A 19,427-nucleotide genomic window follows, 5' to 3' on the forward strand; every position below is an offset into this window, starting at 1 on the left:
AGCTCCCAGCGCTGCGTGTGTCACGGAGGGGGCAACAGGGTCCAACCACACGGGGTCGCAGGTTTGCCCCGTTCCGTGAGCATAGGTGGTCCTGGTCACATGGCAATCAGCTCATCGGTCATGCGCCCCAGGAGCAGGAGGCCCCTTGTGACGATCTCCACCCCCAGCCCCGCACCCGCTGCGGGCAGGCCGGCTGCGTCCTCGCGGAGGCCGCCGCCGATCCTGACCGAGCAGCAGCGGGCGCGGTTGCGGCCGGAGCTGCTGGAGGTGATCGAGAACCGCAAGAGCGGCCTGAGCCTCAACCATGTCGTCGGGTGCCCGCTGGATTGCGGGTACTGCGTGCGGCACCTGTTCGACAACTTCACGATGAAGGTGCCCCGCGCGTTGATGAGCGACGAGCAGGCCGTCGACCTGCTTGTCGGGCACCGGTTCTTCCAGCCGCACGTGACTCCGGTTCAGGTGTTCAACCGGGCCACCGACCCGATGCTGCCGGGGGTCAAGCCGCACACCTTCGCGACGCTGCGGTTGCTGGACGCCCGCGAGCTGACCAACCACGTGCTGGTGATCACCCGGTGGCGGGTCACTCGGGAGGACTGCGCGGTGCTGAACTCGTTGCGGTACCTGAAGGTCACCGTGCTGGTGACGTGGTCGGGCATCGCTGACGAGCGGGTCGAACCGGTCGACTCGAGCATCGCCGCCACCTCCCTGGACACGGCGTTCGCCCACGCGGAGAACTACCGGGTGGTGCTGTACTGGCGGCCGATCGTGCCCGGTCTCAACGACACCGATGACCACCTCGACCAGGCGCTGCGGCTCAGCGCGCGAGCGCACGCCACAGTGTTCACCGGCCTGTTCTACAAGAACGAGATCCGTGACTACTACCGCGTGCATGGCCTGCCCGAGCCCTACGACCACGGAGCCCGGCGCAAGATCTTCCCCGAGGTGCTGGAGCGGCGCATCCTGTCCGCCGCCGCGGCGAGACAGGGCGGCTCGCCGTTGTTCCGCAAGACCAGTTGCGCGGTCGCGTTCGCCCACGGCGCGGCCGACTACAACGGGCATTTCGGCATCCGGGAGCTGTGCGACATCTGCCCGGCTGCGCAGATCCAGCGCTGTGCGGAAGCGTGGAAGACGCCCGCCTCTCGGCCCGTCGCGGCGATGGCGGCCGAGTTGGGCGGCAGGCTGGTCACGATCACCGACCGCGCCGTGCTGGTCGACGGGCTGGACGAGCAGCGTCGCTACCGGATGCAGCACAGCCTCGGCTACCAGGTGCACGACGTGACCAAACCGCACCACCGGCATCGGCACGGTCGGGCCGAGATCGGCTGGTCGGCCGACTCACAGGAAGGCGTCGCCTCGTGACAAGCCTCGTGCCCCGCACCATTCCCGCAGCCCTGACCGGTCAGCGTCTGGCCGTGGTCGATGTCGAGGGCAACGGCGGCCAGCCACCGGAGATCGTCGAGATCGCCGTGCTCACCCTGGACGAGCCCGTCCGCCGTGAGGATGTGTCCACCTGGCTGGTCCGCCCGCTAGCGCCGATCACGTCGCTGGTCACGCGCAAGGTGCACGGCATCAGCAACGCCGATGTCGCGAACTGCCCGACGTGGTCGCAGGTCGCCGACGACGTCGCCGACCTGCTCACCGACCGGACCCTGATCGCGCACAACGCCTCGGTCGAACACCGGGTCCTGGGCACCCACTTGCCCGCCTGGCAGCCGCCGATGGTGCTGGACACCCTGCGGCTGGCCAAGCACGTGTGGCCCGGCCTGCCCGGCTACGGCCTGGACCGGCTCATCGTCCACGCCGGCCTCGACGTCGAGGACGACGCCGGACGGCGGCACCGCGCGGACTACGACACGTGGATGACCGCCGGGTTGCTGCTCGCCCTGGTCGAACAGTCCGGCCTGGACTGGCCAGGGTTGGTGCAAGTGGCCAACCTGCCCGGCTTCGATCAGTCCGACAAGCCCGACCAGCGGGGAGGACTGTGGTGAGCGTTCCCGTCGACCGTCCGGTCACCATCGCGGTGCTGGGCACACACTCCACCGGCAAGTCCACCTTCCTGGCTCGCCTGGCGCACGCGCTGCGGCTGGAGGACATCCAGGTCGCCACCGTCGCCGACCTTGCCGAACAAGCGCAGCGCATCGGGCTGCCGATCCTGTTCAACCACACCTTCACCTCCACCTTGTGGATCATCACCCGTGGGATCAGCAACGAGTTGGAGGCATGGCTGCACGCCGATGTCGTCCTGATCGACCGGGCCGTACCCGATGCCCTGGGCTACTACCGCGCCGCGCTGGCCTACCGGAACGAAGTGCCCGACCCCGCCGCTGTGGCCTACCTGGAATCCCTGGTCGAAGCGCACAGCAGCAACTACGACCTGATGCTGCGCACCACCCTCGATCCCGCCATTCCCTTGGGAGACAACAAGACCCGCGACTCCAACAGCGACTTCCGCGTACTGGCCGATCACTACGTCAACCGAGTCCTGCACGAGATGCGACTGCCGCATGAACTGCTGCCAGTCGACGGCCACGACCAGGCGCTGGCCCGCGTACTCGCGTTCGCCACCGCCCGCCTGTCCGGGCTGAACACCAGCTGATCACCCGACAAGCCGGCGCCCGGCGACCCCAGGCGCGAACGGCTCCCCACAACACCGCAAGGAGTGATTCGCATGTCCAGTGTCGTGATCCAGCCCGACACTCTCTCGGCCGGACACCCCCAGGACCGTAGACACGTGGAGGTTCCGCGCGCCTCGATGGTGGTGCGCGCGTTCAGCCACCCCAGCGAAGCCGGAGACCGACATCCCGTGCTCGCGGTCGCCGCGAAGCTCGCCGCCGAACACCAGATGCGCGCGCAGGCCCACCACCTCACGCACGACCGGCACGCCGAGGACCACATGATGGCCGCCGCAGCGCGCACGCTCGCCGTGCGGGCGACCGCCTGCGCGGTACTGGTCGAGCAGATCGACCTCTGGGCGGCCGTCGAGTTCGGCGAATCCCGCGCCACGGTGCTGCACACCGAAACCCTGGGCCAGCTCATCGACCGGCTGGCGGCGGTGTGGACACGCTCCCGGCTGATCGCCGACAACGACACCGGTCCGGCCGCGCCCACGCGGGCCAGGGTGGCGCTGCACCAGCTCAGCGAGCTGTGCACCGGCTACGACGACCTGGTCACCGACCTACAGAGCGGCCGACGCCGGCTGCCGCTCCACCAGACCTCGACCGGTCCCCACGTGGCGGCGTGAGTCATGGGCGGGATACGCGAGAGCGTCGCGGTCATCGTCGCGGCCGACAGCCCGGTCGGGCGGGCCGCCCAGGCGATCGACGACATGTCCGCGCACCTGCCGCCACCGGAGGACCCACGGGCGTGCCCGCTGTGCTCCACCCAGTCCTGGCCCTGCGCCCGCTTCGACGACGCCGCGCACCGCGTACAGGCCGCCGGGGTGCGGCTGGGCGAACTGGTGCCGCCTGACCTGCACGCGCGCCTCTGGCCACCGCCCCTGCCAACGCCGCACACCTCCCGTCACTCCGACACCCGGTTCGACAAGGAGCAGCACGATGGATGAGATTCTCGCTGCCACCATGTGTGATGCGGTGTACGGCCGCCTGGACTACCTGGACCGGCTGGTCACCGACGCCGACGAGCCGTCCCGCGCCGCCCTCGCCGACACGGAGATCTCCCGGCTGACCAGGGCCTGGCGCGACCTGCTGGCCGCGCACCAACCCGACGAACACGGCCGGTGCCCACAGTGCTCCGGATGGCGCCGACCCCGCCAACACCCCTGTTCCGTGTGGACCACCGCCCACCAGCACCTGATCGCCGCCGACGGTCCTCCCGCGGCCACCTCCGGCAGGCATGCGGCTGCCGCCGGACGGCCGACCGTCGCAATGCTGGGGGCCTCCTGACCGGGAACGTGCCGCGACCCCCGACCGCGGCACGTTCCCGGTCCACAGACCTCGCACCGGCCACCTAACCGAGAAACAACCCTTGAAAGAGTCACCAGGTGAACACTCTCCGAAATGATGACACCAGCGCCACCACCGACGAGACCTCGCCCGAGGCGGTTGGCGCGTCCACCGATTCCGACCGGGCCGCCGAGATTCGCAACGCCTTGACGGACAAGCTCCTCGCTGACGGCATGATCACCTCGCCCGTGGTGGAGCGGGCGTTCCGGACGGTGCCGCGGCACCTGTTCGTTCCCCAGGGCACGCCGCTGGAGGTCGCCTACAACGCCGCTGACTCGGTGGCGATCAAGCGGGACTCCGACGGAGTGGTCATCTCCTCGACCAGCGCGCCGTTCATCCAAGCCCGGATGATCGAGCAGGCCGGACTCAGGCCCGGCATGAGCGTGCTGGAGATCGGGTCCGGCGGCTACAACGCCGCGCTGCTGGCCGAAGTCGTCGGCGCGGACGGGCGGGTGGTCAGCGTGGACATCGACCCGGAGGTGACCGGCCAGGCCCGCGCCCTGCTGGAGGCCACCGGGTACGGCAGCAGGGTCACCGTGATGCAGGTCGACGCCGAGAACACGGTGCCGGGGCTCGACGAGCCGGTCGACGCGATCCTGGTGACGGTCGGGGCGTGGGACATCTCGCCGACCTGGCTGGAGCGGTTGTCCGCAGACGGCGCGATCGTCGTTCCGCTGCGGATGAACGGGATCACCCGTTCGATCGGGTTCCGTCGCGAGGGCGACCACCTGGTGAGCACCTCGGCCGAGGTGTGCGGGTTCGTCCCGATGCAGGGATCGGGCGCCCACGACGAGCGGGTCTTCCTGCTGCCCGACGAGAACGGCCACAACGTCAAGCTGCGGTTCGACGGCGACGTGCCGCAGGACCTGAGTCTGCTGGACGGGGTGCTGGCGACCGAGCGGACCGAGGTGTGGTCCGGTGTCACGGTCAAGCACGGCGTGTCTTTCGCCGATCTGCACCTGTGGTTCGCCGGTTTCCTGCCCGGCTTCTGCAAGCTGGCCGTGGACGAGGGCACCGAGCTGGCCGCCGACCGCAAGAGCTGGTTCCCCTTCGGTGTCGTGCGCGGCGACTCTTTCGCCTACCTCGCGGTCCGACCCGCGCTGGACGGCGGCGGCGTCGAGTTCGGGGCGCGGGCCTACGGGGTGCACGGTGAGGCGCCCGCCGCCGCGATGGTCGAGCAGATCCAGGCGTGGGACCGCCAGGCCCGCAGCGTGGAGCCCACGTTCGGGTACTGGCCGACCGGCACCGACCGCCCTGAGTTCGGCGAGGACACGGCAGTGCTGGAGAAGGCGCACGGCCTGGTCACGATCTCCTGGCCGCGGCCGGCGGACGCCGCGCCTGGTCAGGGTGTCCTGCACAACCCCGAAAGTGAGGAGTGAAACCGATGTCGCCAGCGCTGACCCTCGACCGCTCGGAGCCCCCGGGCTTCGTCGCCGGCATGGATGTCGACCTGGACGTGGACGATGCGGAGTTCGAGTTGGACATGCGCGTGGTGGAGTCCACCACGAAGCTCGTGATCATGATGTGCGACACGAGCGACGGGTGCGGCAACACCTGCAACACCAGTGCGTGCAGCACCGAGTCGTTCGATCCGTCCTGATCCAGCCCTGTTTCTGATCCAGTCCTAAGCCGTCGGCGCTCGAGGTTCTCGGGCGCCGACGGCGCGACGACCACTGCGACGACCGCGTGCGGGTGAGGAGAGGGATCGCCATGACTGTGTCCACGCGCTACCGGCACACCGGTCTCGTCCTGGTGCGCGTCACCACTGATCCCGGCGACCTCGACCCGCCCGCGCAGCTGGATCTGTCCGACCCGGCAGCGGTCGAGCAGGAAGGCCGGGCGTGGCTGGCGAAGGTGTGGGCGCGCCCGGAGATCCGGGAGGCGCTGCGGTTGGCCAGCCCGGTGCTCGGCGATCGCCTTGATCAGCTCATCGACCAGTTCCCCGACGGGCAGGCCGGCCCCCGCTCGGTGAAGGACGTGCACCGCGTCGTTGTCTCCGTGGCGTCCTACCTGTTGCGCTGGCAGCGGCGCACGACCCCGTTCGGCATGTTCGCCGGGGTCGCTGCCGCCGCCATCGGACCCGCGCTGGGCGAGGTGGGCAGGGATCACCGTGCCGTCATGCGTGCGGACTCCGAATGGGTCGCCGCGCTGGTCAACCGGCTCGAACAGCACACGAGTCTGCGGTCGGGGCTCGCTGTGGTGGCCGACAGTGCGCGCTTCGTGCGGGATGGCCGCGTCATCGTGCACCCCCGGGCCGAGATCGGTGCGTCGGCTCCCGGGCCGCTGCGGGAGTCGTCGGTGCGGCTCACCCGGCCCGTGCGGTTCGCGCTGGACGTGGCCAGCTCGCCGATCCGGTTCGACGCGCTCGCCGCCCGGCTGACCACCCGGTTCCCCTCCGCCTCACCGCAGGCGATCCACACGCTCCTGCACGGCCTGATCGACGCCGGCGTGCTGATCACGAGCCTGCGGCCACCGATGACGAGCATCGACGCCCTGTCGCATCTGATCGACGTGCTCTACGCGGCCGAGGCGAACACGCTGGCGGACATCGCCGGGCTGCTGAACGAACTCGACGAGGTCAGCGCGGGTCTGGCCCGGCACAACAGCACAGTTGACCCTGAGCAGGCCGCGCAGATCAGGACGGCACTCGTCGCGCGGATGACCGCGCTCGTGCCCGACCCCGCTCCCGTGCTGGCCGCCGACACCCGGCTCGACGCCCGGATCGCCGTCCCCGAGGCGGTGCTGACCGAGGCCGCGATCGCCGCCAGCGTCCTGCTGCGGACGACCACGCAGCCGTTCGGGTCAGCGGCCTGGCTGGACTACCACGCCCGGTTCCGCGCCCGCTACGGTCCCGGCGCGCTGGTGCCGGTGCGGGAGTTGGTAGCCGACTCCGGGCTCGGATACCCCGCCGGCTACCTCGGCGCGCCACGCGCCCGGCCCGCATGGCGGATGTTGACCGACCGCGACGCCGCCCTCCTGACACTGATCCAGCAGGCCACCCTGGCCGGGGCCGAGGAAATCGAGCTGACCGACGCCGACGTCGAGACGCTGACCGTCGGCGAGCACACCGACGCCGTGCCGCCACAGCGGATCGAACTCGGTGTCGAGGTCTACGCCGCGTCGACCACGGCCCTCGACCGAGGCACGTTCCAGCTGCGGGTCACCGCCGCGCCGCGCACTCACACCAGCATGGCCGGACGGTTCGCTCACCTGCTGGACGACACCGACCACGCCCGGCTGGCCGCCACCTACGCCGCCGCTCCCCACGGCGCGGAAGCGGCGGCGAACGACGGGGTAGTGGCGGTGCAGCTGTCGTTTCCGCCGCGCCGCCCGCACAACGAAAACGTGGTGCGCGTCCCGCCGCTGCTCCCCGACGTCGTGTCGCTGTCGGAGCACCCCGGCCCAGCACACCCCGATCTCACGGTCATCGGAGTGGATGACCTGGCGGTCACCGCGAACGCCGAGCAGATGTACCTGGTGCAGCGGTCAACCGGTCGGCGGGTGATCCCCCGGATCCCGCACGCCCTGGACACCTACGTCCAGAGCCCGCCGTTGGCCCGGTTCCTCGCGGAGGTCGCCGACGCACGCAGCGCGGTGTTCCGCGGCTTCGACCTGGGTGCCGCCCGTGTCCTGCCTTACGTGCCGCGCATCCGGTATCGGCGCACCGTGCTGGCCGCCGCCCGCTGGGTCCTCACCGCCACCGACATCGCGGGTCAGTTCGGAAACCGAGACGCCGGGGAGGCGGTGCCGTCGTGGCGGGATCGGTGGCGGGTGCCGGCACACGTGGTGCTGGTCCACAACGATCTGCGCCTGCCCCTGGACCTCGATCAGGAACTGGACTGTGCCCTGTTGCGTATCCACCTGGAGCGCGCTGGGCGGATCGAGTTGCACGAGGATGGGCAGGCCGACGGTCAGGGCTGGCTCGGACGGCCGGCGGAGCTGCTGATCCCGATGACCGCGATCACCCCGCCCGCACGGCCGCTGCCCGCCACCGCCGCGCCGGGTGCCGTCCTTCGACCAGGCGACTCCGCTGTGGTGCACGCGCAGCTGGTGGGCAACCCGGCCCGGTTCGACGAGATTCTCACCGCGCACCTGCCCCGGTTCGTCAACGACCTCCGTAACCGGCGAGACCTGGGCGGTCCGGTCGAGTCATGGTGGGTGCGGCGGCACCGCGACATGATCCGGCTCGACACCGATCAGCACCTCGCCGTGTTCCTGCGTCTGTCCAGCCCCGAGCAGTACGGACCGGTCGCCGCCCAGGTTGCCGCGTTCGCGGCCGAACTGGACACGCGCGGTCTTCCCTGCCAGCTCACCCTCGCCCCGACGCCGCAGCACCCGGCCCGCTACGGCGACGGCCCGGCGCTCGCGGCGGTGGAGCAGGTGTTCGCCGCGGACACCACGGCCGCCATCGCGCAGCTCGCGGCAGCAGAGGCGTCCGGGACTCCCGCACAGGCGCTGGCCGCCGCGTCGATGACGCACCTGGCCGCGTCCTTCGCCCCCGACCCGCAGACCGGGTACCGGTCGCTGCTGGGCTGCCTGCGCCAGGAGCACGGGCCGCTGGACCGGACGCTGCGCGACCACGCCCTCAACCTGGCCAACCCCGACCACGGATATTCCGCAGTCCGAGCCCTGCCGGGCGGCGAGATGGTCGCTGCGGCCTGGCTTGCCCGAGACAGCACGCTGAGCGGCTACTACCAGGCCCTTCTCCAGCAGCAGCGCGAGCCGGGCACGGTGCTGCGCACCCTGCTGCACGAGCACCACGTCCGCGCCGTCGGCGTCGATCCGACCTTCGAGAAGGAAACCGGACGGCTCGCCCGCGCGGCGGCGCTGCGCCTCCTCGCCCTGGCCGGTGCCCGATGACACCCGGGCCGAGCACCCCCACAGCCACCGATAGAAGCACTGCCACCGGCAGGGTGATGCTGACACCCGCCGAGGTGGCCGGCCAGTCCCTGGCCAAGGGGCCGGTGGGCACCGCGCTGCTGCACGTCGAACGCGCCTGGACCGGCTCCGGGAGTTGGGACACCGCGCAGGCCCACATCCGGCGGGCGGTGACAAGTCCGGTCGACGCCGCCGAGCACGCCGGCCTTTACTACGGCGCACCCGCCATCGCGTTCCTGCTGCACACCGCCGCCGACCGGCATCCTCGCTACCGCGCCGCCGCCGACGCCCTGGACCAGCACGTGCTGCACCTGGCCCATCGACGTCTGGCCACCGCCGCGGCCAGGATCGAGCGCGGCGAGCCCACCACCTTCGCCGAGTACGACCTGTTCTACGGGCTGACCGGAATCGGCGCGCTGCTGCTACGCCACAGCCCCGGAAGCGACGTCCTCGCCGGGATTCTGCGGTACGTCGTCGGCCTGACCGAACCACGCCGCCAGGACGGCGTCGAACTGGCGGGATGGTGGGTGGCGCACGACCCGGACGAGATCCTGCCGACCCCTGGCGGGCACCTGAACTTCGGGATGGCCCACGGCGCGGCCGGACTGCTTGCACTGCTCGCCCTCGCCACCATCCACGATCACACTGTCGATGGCCAGCACACCGCGATCGCCGTCCTCACGGACTGGTTCGACCGGTGGCGCCAGGACGGCGAGGACGGACCGTGGTGGCCGCAGTGGATCACCCGCGAGGAACTCCGCACCGGCCGACCGGCCCGAGCGGCGCCCGGCCGGCCATCGTGGTGCTACGGGTCGGTCGGCATCGCCCGCGCCCAGCAACTCGCCGCCCTCGCCACCGGCGACCCGGGACGCCAAGAAGCCGCAGAGGACGTCCTGGCCGCGAGCCTGACCGACGCCCAGCTCGACCGGATCACCGAGCCGGGCCTGTGCCACGGCATCGCCGGGATCTACCAGACCACCTACCGGGCTGCCTGCGACGCCCGAACACCCGCTCTCACGCAACGGCTCCCGGCGCTGGCCGCCCGGCTCGCTGAACACGCAGGTTCGCTCGGCGATCAGGCGGACGAGGCCGGGCTGCTCACCGGAAGCGCAGGCGTGGGACTGGCACTGGAGACCACGCGGCGCACCACGCCACCGCACACGGGATGGGACGCATGCCTACTGATCACCTGACCACTACCGCGCCCTCCGAACTCGCCGCCGCTGTGCTGACGGTTCTGGCGGGCACCGACCTGGCTGCCACTGCGGCCGACCATGCCCTGGCCCCGGCCGACCTCGATGACGCCGTGCAGATCTACCAGGCCGCCGGGCTCGCGGCGCTGGAACACCGCGCTGAGCACGCGTGGTACCAGGTCCGCGTCCAGTTCCCCGACTGGTCGACTGCCGAGACGGTCGGTGCCGCGCGGCTCGGCCCGGCCCTGGACCAACTCGACGCCGAGGGGGCGGTGGCCGGATGGTGGTTCCTGCGCAAGCACCCCTGCTGGCGGTTGCGCTTCCTGGGCGCCGACACCACGACCGTCAACCACCTACTCGAGGAGCTGACCGACTCCGGAGCCATCGCGCGCTGGTGGCCGACGGTGTACGAGCCGGAGACCGCAGCCTTCGGCGGCCCAGCTGGAACGGCCACCATCCACGACCTGTTCTGCGCCGACAGCCGAGGCGTCCTGGACTACCTACGCCACGACACCCCTGGTCTCGGCCGCCGCGAGCTGTCCATCCTGCTGCTCATCGGGCTCATGCGCGCCGCCGGGCTCGACGCGTTCGAGTGCGGCGATGTCTTCGACCGCGTGACGAGGCTCCGCCCAACACCCGTGGAGGCCGACATCGCACGCAACGACCAATTGGCCGACAAGGTGGGCGTGCTCCTGTCGATTCCCAACCTGGCCGACAGCGAACTGTTCATCCCCGGTGGGCCGGTCGCGCACGCCGCGCCCTGGCTTGCCGCGTTCCACACCGCCGGCCGACAGCTCGGCGACGCCGCAGCGCATGGGCACCTGGACCGCGGCCTCCGGGCGATCCTCACCCACGTGGTGATCTTCCACTGGAACCGGTTCGGTCTATCGGCCACCAGTCAGAGCATCCTCGCCCGCGCGGCGACCACCGCCCTGCTGCCCCGGAGCTGACCATGAACCCCATCACGCTGGCCGCAGCGGTCCGCCGCTTCCCGCTGTTGGGCCGTCCCCGGCCCGCCTGCCCCTCCCTCGTCGAACGCGTCCAGGAGATCGCCGACATCGCCCACGCCGCGCGACAGGACGGCGCGGACCGGCTGAACGAAGGCGCGCACGCCCTGAACAAGGCCGCCCTGATCGCCAGCGACTCCGGCATGCCGGACCTGGCCCGCGACCTGTGCTGGCAGCACATCGATCTCTACCGCGACCTCTGCCGCACCGCCGGCCATCCGCTCACCGTGCTCCACGCCCGTTACATGCTCGAACCCGTCCTCAACCTCGCCCGCCTCCAGATCCGTGCCAGCGACGGCGAACAGGCGCTCCAACTGCTCACGGCGATGTTCCAGGCAGTCAGGTCCAACACCGACCTGGTCGTCGAGGGACGCACCCTGCCGCTGACCAACATCACCGGCACCCGCCAGGAACACCACAAACTGCGCGAATGGGTGTGGCTACACCTCGTCGGAGACGGCATCCGGACCCTCGCCCTCGCGGGACGGTGGGACGACGCGGTCGCCCACGCACACGCCCACCGCGGGATCGGCCTACACCTCATGGAAGGCCGACAGGCCGCGATCGTGGCCCGCTGCATGGCCGGAGACCTGACAGCGGCACGCGCGGCGCTGACCGAAAGCACGCCGGAACAGCCCTGGGAACTCCAGGTTGCTTCCTGCCTGAATGTGATGTGCCCCGACACAGACAGCACGTCGGCGAGCCGGGCTACCGCCGCGATGATCGAGCACTTCGTCGAGCGGCAACCGATGCCCGGCTACGCAGCCTTCCGCGCCCAGCTCGGACTCACCGTAACCACCCTCGCCAGCGCCACCGATCCCAACGCGACCAGCCGCATTCTCGTTCAGGTCGCCGACGAGGTGATCAAGTCTGGAGACGGGTATGCCGCACGCGAGGTGCTGCGATACCACGGCATACAGGCGAACCTGACCAGCACTCAGTACGCAGCGCTCACCGACCGGCTGGACGCATCCGGCCTGGGAGTCGGAACACTGCCGGAACCTCTGCTGCAGAACCTGCTCGGCTCGACCCAGGCAGCCGTCGAGGCGCTGGACTCTTCACTTCGGCGGCCTGGGCAGCCACAGTCAGAAGTGGATCGCGAACTAGCTCCGTGACGTCTACCGTGACCGTGTGACCGACATCTGGACCCCTCTCTCGACCCGTCTGGATGCAGGCAACGCTTTGAGAGACGACGTGTCCGCCGCTCTAGCGATGGCTCTGCGCCAATGGATTGAGCAAGTGGCTCGCAGTTCCTCGACCCTGTGTGATCGTGTGCTTCTCCGTTGCGACTTGGTCCGCGATCCTGAGCAGGGGCCCGATGACGTTGACGATGTTGAATTCCTTGCCTGGTTCACGCCGGACGAGTTGCTCCTGGATGTCGTTGACGCGCTCCTAGACCTCCTGCCTGCGGGTACGTTGGGTGCGCGCCCCGCCGCGCCGAAAGTGTCTGCAGGCCAGAAGCCGCGCACCCTTGACGCCGTGTCCTTCGGTCTTGCGAACATGGCATTCACTATGCAGCGTCAGCCGCTAGAGCGCCTGCAGCGGCTGCTCGACGATGGCCGGTCCGTCTACACCGTCCGTCCGGATGGTCGAGGTCTGGTCCGCCGGGTCGACGCCACCGTGACCGCGCTGGTGAACACGGTTGTTCGTGCTGCCGAACAACCCGACCGCGGTTCCGCCAGCACTCACCTCAGGCGTGCGTACGACGCCGCCTACGCATTGCACCCAGACCCCACACGCGCGTACAGCGAGGCCATCAAGGCGGTAGAGGCAGCTGCGCACGCCACCCTGGAGCCGAGCAACCCAAAGGCCACCCTGGGTTCGATGTTGCGCACGCTGCGTGACCATTCGAGTCGGCTGGTTGTGACTCTCGCTGGCAAGAACGGAACGGAGGGCCTGCAAACCGTCGAGTCGATGATGAGCCTGTTGTGGACAGGGCAAACCAGCCGGCACGGAAACCTCCAGGCCACCCGGGACGAAACAGCCGACGAGGTGAACATGGCCGTGTTGCTCGCTGCATCTCTCGTGCACTGGTTCTCCACAGGCGCAGTCCGCCGCCGCTAACTGCTCTCAGCCCCTCCTTGCCTGGGGACTGCTACATGGGCAGGTCCCCGGTGAAGAACCTATTGCTCCACCGGTGGTTTGACGGTGGCCATGTTCAGCAGCAGTTGAGCCACCTTATGTAGTTCGTCGACGATCTGGCCGAGCTGGGTGTCGGCTGGTAGCTGGATGCGCGCACCGAACATGCACACGTTGTTCTTGATGGCTTCGCGATGCCCGAAGCCGTAGCCGAGATGCCGTGGTGAGCCGATGCACCGCCATGCGGCGCGGTCGTGCGGGGTGGGTAGACCCGGACCTGTGGTAATCCAGTCGTCGTGCGCGGCGCTCATGAGCGGCCACAGCGATGCGAGGTAGTCCCAGTCGAAGCCCTGGGAGCCGGTTACGTCATGCTGCCGCAGCCCGACCCAGATCTTGGGTCCGGTCACTGGGTTGAGGTCTCCCGGTTGGAGGTGGGCTGGCCACGTGCGGGCGGACGTGTCTTCGACTTCAGCGGCGATCATGTAGCCGACTACTGGCGAGGGCATATGGAGCCTCGCAACCCATCCTTTACTGCCGCCGCTGGCCATGAAGTCGGTCTTCAGCGGTCCAGCGGGAGCCAGATGTTCGTATACCCAGGTCATTCGGGCCTTCATGATCAGGGGTACCGGGCCTCCGGCGCGGAGGTCGTTCCAGCGAGTATCGGCGTTCACCTGGGGCAGCACACTGTCAAGGTATGCCAGCCATGCCGTGCTAGTTCGCGTCACCCATGGTCGTTGCTCACGGCGCCAAGTACCTTGCAGCACTTCCAGCTGATCCACTCGGATGAGTGACTTCGGGGGTACCTCGTGCGCTTCGGGTGCACCATGGCGAGTGCGGTGGCATTCTTCCGCGATGGCGAGAAAGTTGCGGGTTCGCACCCTGCTGCGGAGCTACCGGATCGAAGCGATCGTCCTGGGAGTCGGAGTGGCAGCCGCAGTCCTCACGGGGGTATGGATGCGTGCGGACGCGTGGGGAGCTCTGGGGCAGTGGATGGGCGCGGCGGGAACGGTGGTCGCGGTGATGGTTGCCCTGCGCATTGCACAACGCGAAGCTGCGGCTGAGGCCGACCGTGTGCGGTCCGAGAAGGCGGAGCGTGAGATCGAGCAGGCCAGGCTTGTCACGGCCGAAATGGTCTACCCGGACCCTGACGACATCATGTCCCCATACGGGGTCGAGTACGCAGACGCTGTAAGGATCACCAATCACAGCATCACGCATGTCTTCACCCCGCGAGTTGAGGGGTTCATACGCCAGAACGGTGGCACGACCACTTGGGACATCGTCACCGAGCCAGAGGACGGCGGCGGTTACAGCGGAGCACCAACCGTGCTGCCCGCGGGGAAACACGAACTCGTGCCCGTGCACTTGAAGTACGCCCCTGAGATCACGCCGGAGATGTATCCGATCAGGACTCTGCCGATCATCGGATTCACTGATGCTGCCGGCTGTCGCTGGCGTCGGACGGGACCAGCCACACCCGTTCGAGTCGCGGAAGATGACGACTATCAGGTCGGGGGTCCCTCATGGTACCGGGCTGAACCGAATTGACGGATAGATGTTCTGCGTCGTTGACGCGTAACCCTATGCGGTTGCCCGGTGGCTCCCGATTTCGCCTGCTCGCGTGGCTGGCAGCTCAAACCGCTCTTGACCCCTCCTCAGTAGACATCGCCTTACCGATACGCCACACTAAACGTTCGAATCCCCAGATTCGAACCTACGACAAAAATACACACCACCCCACGGTCCAATTCCCTAAGAAATCTCGCCTCATTCACGTCAAACCGGTAAGGTATCCCTAGCGGGATACCCGAATGATCTTCGTCAGGGAGGGCGAAGAAGCGGTGTGGTTCCGCGCGTTCGGGGGGACGCGCTATGGCGTATGTGACGGCAATTTACGGGGGATCTGCTGAGCAGATCGACTACCGGCTGGGCCTGACCCAGCACGGCTGTGACTCGGATGTCCAGTTCCGCTACCACGCGGACGGACGCGAACGGCCGTTGCGGTGGATCGGCCGCGGACTGCCCGAGTTCGGTCTGGACGGTCTGACGGCTGGGGCGGAGCTGACCGCCGAGCAACACGACCTGGCCCATGCGCTCATGGCCGGCAAACACCCGGTCACGGGTGAGCAGTTGGTGGCGCCGAAGCTCGCCGTACCGGCCGACGCGAAGGTGCCGCTCGGGCCGCTGGTGGCTGCCGTGCAGGCCCTCGCCGCCGAACGCGGCCTGGATGACCCGGCCGCGTTGTTCAGCAAGCCGAAGCAGCGCTCAGCCTTCAACACCGCCGTCCGCGCGGTCGCCCGGCGCGGCGACGCCGCGCTCCTGCGCGTGGACGACGCGCTCGCGCTTGTCGAGGCTGCTGGTTTGGAGGCAGAGCGGGTGTGGCCTGATGTGGACCTGCTGGCCACCTACAGCAACCTCTACGAGCCGCAAGCGGTGGTGGACGCGGATGGCAAACCGGAGCTGGACGAGAACGGGCAGCCGAAGATCGAGCTGACGCCGCGACGGGTGCCGGTCGGGATCGTCGGGTTCGACATCGGCATCACGTTGCCCAAGTCTGCGAGCCTGTTGCTGGCGTTCCTGCCCGACGAACTGGTGGACCAAGTCGAGGCTGGGTACACGGCGGCGATCGAGCGCACGCTCGGCTGGGTCGAAGGCCGCACATCCTATGTCCGTCGCGGCAAGCACGGCGACGGGCACACCGCGCGGCAGGAGCAGACGAGTGGGTTCTCCGGGTGGGTGATGACTCACCGCGCTGCCCGTCCGGTCGGTGATGCGTCGGTCGGCGATCCGCACTGGCATGTGCACATCACCGTCGCCAACATGGCCAAGGCCCCGGACGGCACGTGGCTGACGGTGGCCGCTGGTGGTCGGGATTTGATGCGGCATGCTCCGGCGATCGACAAAGTCACCCAGGCCCAGGTTCGGGCGTTCCTGCACGGCCAGCTCGGCATCACGTTCACTCGCTCGCCCCGGACCGGGGTGTGGGAGGTCAAGCAGATCCCCGATGCCGCGATCCGGTACTTCTCCAAACGCGGCCAGCAAGTTTCTGCGGTGCTCCAGCAGCTGGGCTACAGCAACGCCGACGTCTCGGCGGCCGAGGCCCGGATCCTCACGCGTGAGTCGCGGTCGGCAAAGTCGGAGACCACCGCCGCCAGCGACGCGACCCTGCGCGGCTTGTGGCGGGCGGACGCGCTTCACGGCGGTCTGGACCCGGACGCGCTCATGGACCGCGTGTTGACCGCCTACCGGTCCGGCGCAACCGCCGGACCGGTCGACGCGAACCGCGAGCTGGCGGTCCGGTTCGGCATCAGTCTGGACGATCTCGTCGCTAAGCTCACCGACCCCGAGCACGGACTGACCGCGCATGCCCGCCGCTTCTCCCACCTGGACGCCATTGCCGCCGTCGCCGACGCCCTCCCGCATGGCGCCCAGATCGAGGACGTCGAACGCCTCACCGATCTGGCGTTGGCGCATCCGGCGTTCGAAGCACTCCCCACCGCAGGCGTCGACCAGGCCCTGGGCGGGCCAGGCGCGCACACGCAGCTGGCGGGCGCGCACCAGATGACCGGCGGGCAGCTCTACACCACCAGGGATGTGACCGCCGCCGAGCAGACCATCCTGGCTACTGCCACCGCCGCCAGCGAAGCCCAAAACCGCGCCCGTGTGCCGACCGCCACTGTGGAGCTGGCCGTCGGCGTGGTGGAGACCGCGCAGGGCTTCCCGCTCTCGGCTGAGCAACGCGACATGCTTTATCGCGTGGTCACGCGCGGTCGTGCCATCGAAGCCGTTGAGGGGCCGCCGGGTACCGGGAAAACGACGTTGATGCGGGCGGCGCGGGTGGCGTGGGAGGCCGCCGGCTACCGCGTCGCCGGGGCGGCCACGGCTGCCGTGGCCGCGCAGAATCTGGCAGCGGAATCGGGTATTGCGTCGCGGACGGTGGCGCAGTGGTTGTGGCGGATCGACAACCGTGACGGCTTGGCCGGCATCGACGTGTTGGTGTTGGACGAAGCGAACCTCACGAGTGATCGTGACCGGGCCAAGCTCTACACCGCTGCTGCCGAGGCCGGCACGAAGATCGTGGAAGTCGGCGACCCGCAGCAGTTGCGTGGTGTGGGTGTGGGGTCGATGTTCGGCTACCTCCACCAACTGCTGGGTGGGCCGCGACTGACGGAGAACCGGCGGCAGCGCCAGGCCGACGAACGCGCCGCTCTCGCGGCGTTCCGCGACGGTCGGCATGCCGAGGCCCTGCACACCTGGGCACGGCTCGGCGAAGTGGTCGCTACCGAGACCTCCGACGAGGCCGTGGCCGCGATGGTCTCGACGTGGCTGCGGCTGCGGAAAGGTGCGCCCGATCCGCACACCCTGACCGCCGGGCTGCTCATGCTCGCCGCGACCAATGAACAGGTCGCGCGGATCAACGACGCCACCCAGGCCGTCCGGTCCGCGCGGGGCGAACTCGGCGACGGCGTCACGTACCGGCTCCCCGGCGGCAGAGAAACCCGGTTCCACGTCGGCGATTTGGTGTTGATCCGCCGCAACGACCGCCACCAACAAGCCGTCACCGGCGACGCCGTTCTGAACGGCTACCGCGGCGTGGTCACCCACGTCACCCCGGAAGAGATCGAGGTGGCCTGGCGCGACCCCGCCGCCGACGCCGATGCCGAGCCGTCTACGGCGGTGCTTTCGCCCGGCTACATCGCTCAGGGCGGGCTCGAGTTGGGCTACGCGCTCACCGCGCACAAGGCCGAAGGGTTGACGGTCAGCGGGCAGTGGTACCGACCGGACGGCAGCCGCAACGAGGGCAGTGTCCTGGTCTATGGCCCCGGCATGGACAACCCCGGCCTGTACGTGTCCCTCTCACGGGACAAGGGCCAAGCCATCCTGTTCGGCGCACGCGCCGAGCTGGAAGGCGAACGCGAGGAACTGGTGTATGGAGCGCCCCGCAACCAACAAGAACTCACCGACCGGGTGATCGCTGCCCTGGCTGAGCGGGCCGCCGCCACCGCCGAGACCGCGAACGACCGCCCGGTCCTGGTCGATCTCGGCCAGGCCCCCGCCGACCCCTCCGGTACCGGGGCCGTTAGCGGTACCAGTACCACCGCCGAGACCGCGCCACCGGTACCAGTGCCGGACCCGGTCCGCGCCCAGTCCGGTGACCAACCGGACCGGTCCCAACCGCAGCCGCGGCCAACGGCGGAGCCAGAATCGGTACCGGTGACGGTGACCGACGAGCAGCGCCAGCAGTGGCGGGCCCTGGTCCGTCGGTCGGTCGCGGCGCGGGTCGCCGACGACCAGGACGCCTACCGTGCCGTCCAGGCCGAGCGGCGAGACCTGATGGCCCAGCTCGGGCCGGAGTGGGTCGAGGTGTTGCGGCGGGAGTCCCGGGAGGCGTTGCGGCAGCGGGTCCAGGACACCAACCAGCAGCTTGAACGGCAGCGGTTGGTCGCGCAGTGGCAGAACCGGGTGCACAGCCGGCTCACCGACACCGAACTCACCCGCGCCATCCGCCACACCGATCACCAGCACGTCGAGCACCAGGCCGCCGCCGACCGCGCCCGCCAACAACTCGCCGAGCGGGAACCAGCGGTGGCCGCCGGCCACGGTCTGCGTGTCGCACAACTGGATGCCGAGTTGCATCGGCTACGGGTCAACGCGGAACGCCAGGGCACGCTCGAAGAGATCGAACGCCGCTGGCAAGCCGCACGCTCCCAGGCCGCGGACGCGGCCGAACGCGCCGCACGCAAGGAGATCGACGCCGAACGCACCCGCTGGTGGCAACCCGGCCGCCGCGAACAACTCCACGTCGAGGCCACCGCAGACCGAGCCATCCAACATCGCGCCCATGCCGAGGTCGCCGAGCTGGCCCGCTACGCCGCCGAACTCCAACACCAACTCGGCGGACCCGGCACCTGGCGACAAGCCCGCCAGCACCTGGAACGCGCGGAAACCAGCTACGAGCTGGATCGTCAACGCGCCCACCAGGCCGACGAGCGTGAGCTGCACCGGCTACGGGAACGGATCGCCGGTCAGGACACCGCCGCGCTCGACGCGAGTACCCGATGCGACGAACTACTCGCCGAACAGCAACTCCGTACCACCATGCCCGACTCCCAGCGCACCCTCGAACGGCAGCTCCGCATCGAGTGGACCCTGCAACAACGCCAGCAAAGCCTGGAACAGGCCAGCCTCGAAAGTACGGCTGAGCCCTCCCTCCAGGTCGACCTGGACTACCACCAACGTGCCCTCCAGGCCGACCTCCACCGCGGTATAGATCGAGATGGCCCCGGCCTCGGTCTGTAGCTACGTGT

General features: G+C 69.4%; 16 protein-coding genes. 15 read left to right on the forward strand and 1 reads right to left on the reverse strand.

What is annotated here, in order from left to right; translation table 11 throughout:
- Nucleotides 1-147: 147 nt before the first annotated feature.
- The 13 genes from VF106_RS24075 (at nucleotide 148) to VF106_RS24135 (ending at nucleotide 13,104) form a co-directional block, all read left to right on the forward strand.
- Nucleotides 148-1,359, forward strand: coding sequence for a radical SAM protein (locus tag VF106_RS24075; RefSeq protein WP_330842079.1), 1,212 nt, complete (start codon nucleotides 148-150; stop codon nucleotides 1,357-1,359).
- A complete protein-coding gene (locus VF106_RS24080) occupies nucleotides 1,356-1,988 on the forward strand; it encodes a 3'-5' exonuclease (protein ID WP_330842080.1) in 633 nt (210 codons plus the stop codon). The genes VF106_RS24075 and VF106_RS24080 overlap by 4 nt, the downstream gene beginning before the upstream one ends.
- Nucleotides 1,985-2,596, forward strand: coding sequence for an AAA family ATPase (locus VF106_RS24085; protein ID WP_330842081.1), 612 nt, complete (start codon nucleotides 1,985-1,987; stop codon nucleotides 2,594-2,596). Before VF106_RS24080 ends, VF106_RS24085 begins: the two co-directional genes overlap by 4 nt.
- Nucleotides 2,597-2,668: 72 nt before the next feature.
- Entirely contained in the window at nucleotides 2,669-3,241 is a 573-nt protein-coding gene (locus tag VF106_RS24090) for a DUF4254 domain-containing protein (protein WP_330842082.1), read from the forward strand.
- Nucleotides 3,242-3,244: 3 nt separating this feature from the next.
- Complete coding sequence (locus VF106_RS24095; RefSeq protein WP_330842083.1) at nucleotides 3,245-3,562, forward strand: hypothetical protein; 318 nt, start codon at nucleotides 3,245-3,247, stop codon at nucleotides 3,560-3,562.
- A complete protein-coding gene (locus tag VF106_RS24100) occupies nucleotides 3,555-3,902 on the forward strand; it encodes a hypothetical protein (RefSeq protein WP_330842084.1) in 348 nt (115 codons plus the stop codon). Before VF106_RS24095 ends, VF106_RS24100 begins: the two co-directional genes overlap by 8 nt.
- 98 nt (nucleotides 3,903-4,000) lie before the next feature.
- On the forward strand, nucleotides 4,001-5,341 hold the full coding sequence (fxlM, locus tag VF106_RS24105) for a methyltransferase, FxLD system (RefSeq protein WP_330842085.1): 1,341 nt from the start codon (nucleotides 4,001-4,003) through the stop codon (nucleotides 5,339-5,341).
- Nucleotides 5,342-5,346: 5 nt separating this feature from the next.
- Complete coding sequence (locus tag VF106_RS24110; protein WP_330842086.1) at nucleotides 5,347-5,562, forward strand: FxLD family lanthipeptide; 216 nt, start codon at nucleotides 5,347-5,349, stop codon at nucleotides 5,560-5,562.
- A gap of 110 nt (nucleotides 5,563-5,672) precedes the next feature.
- Nucleotides 5,673-8,822 carry a lantibiotic dehydratase gene (locus VF106_RS24115; RefSeq protein WP_330842087.1) on the forward strand — a complete coding sequence of 1,050 codons (3,150 nt, stop codon included), beginning with the start codon at nucleotides 5,673-5,675 and terminating at the stop codon, nucleotides 8,820-8,822.
- A gap of 56 nt (nucleotides 8,823-8,878) precedes the next feature.
- Nucleotides 8,879-10,033, forward strand: a complete 1,155-nt coding sequence (locus VF106_RS24120) for a lanthionine synthetase C family protein (RefSeq protein ID WP_330842088.1) — start codon at nucleotides 8,879-8,881, stop codon at nucleotides 10,031-10,033.
- Entirely contained in the window at nucleotides 10,015-10,983 is a 969-nt protein-coding gene (locus VF106_RS24125; protein WP_330842089.1) for a thiopeptide-type bacteriocin biosynthesis protein, read from the forward strand. The genes VF106_RS24120 and VF106_RS24125 overlap by 19 nt, the downstream gene beginning before the upstream one ends.
- 2 nt (nucleotides 10,984-10,985) lie before the next feature.
- Nucleotides 10,986-12,155 carry a hypothetical protein gene (locus tag VF106_RS24130; protein ID WP_330842090.1) on the forward strand — a complete coding sequence of 390 codons (1,170 nt, stop codon included), beginning with the start codon at nucleotides 10,986-10,988 and terminating at the stop codon, nucleotides 12,153-12,155.
- A gap of 16 nt (nucleotides 12,156-12,171) precedes the next feature.
- Nucleotides 12,172-13,104: a hypothetical protein gene (locus tag VF106_RS24135; protein ID WP_330842091.1), complete on the forward strand. Its 933-nt coding sequence runs from the start codon at nucleotides 12,172-12,174 to the stop codon at nucleotides 13,102-13,104.
- Nucleotides 13,105-13,163: 59 nt separating this feature from the next.
- On the opposite strand, the gene VF106_RS24140 is transcribed toward VF106_RS24135, so the two are convergent.
- On the reverse strand, nucleotides 13,164-13,802 hold the full coding sequence (locus VF106_RS24140) for a hypothetical protein (protein WP_330842092.1): 639 nt from the start codon (nucleotides 13,800-13,802) through the stop codon (nucleotides 13,164-13,166).
- Between the two features lie 169 nt (nucleotides 13,803-13,971).
- Between VF106_RS24140 and VF106_RS24145 the strand changes: the two genes are divergently transcribed.
- A complete protein-coding gene (locus VF106_RS24145; RefSeq protein WP_330842093.1) occupies nucleotides 13,972-14,667 on the forward strand; it encodes a hypothetical protein in 696 nt (231 codons plus the stop codon).
- Between the two features lie 324 nt (nucleotides 14,668-14,991).
- Entirely contained in the window at nucleotides 14,992-19,419 is a 4,428-nt protein-coding gene (mobF, locus tag VF106_RS24150; RefSeq protein WP_330842094.1) for a MobF family relaxase, read from the forward strand.
- Nucleotides 19,420-19,427 lie beyond the last annotated feature (8 nt).

Source organism: Actinophytocola sp., from assembly GCF_036378875.1.
Classification (GTDB): domain Bacteria; phylum Actinomycetota; class Actinomycetes; order Mycobacteriales; family Pseudonocardiaceae; genus Actinophytocola.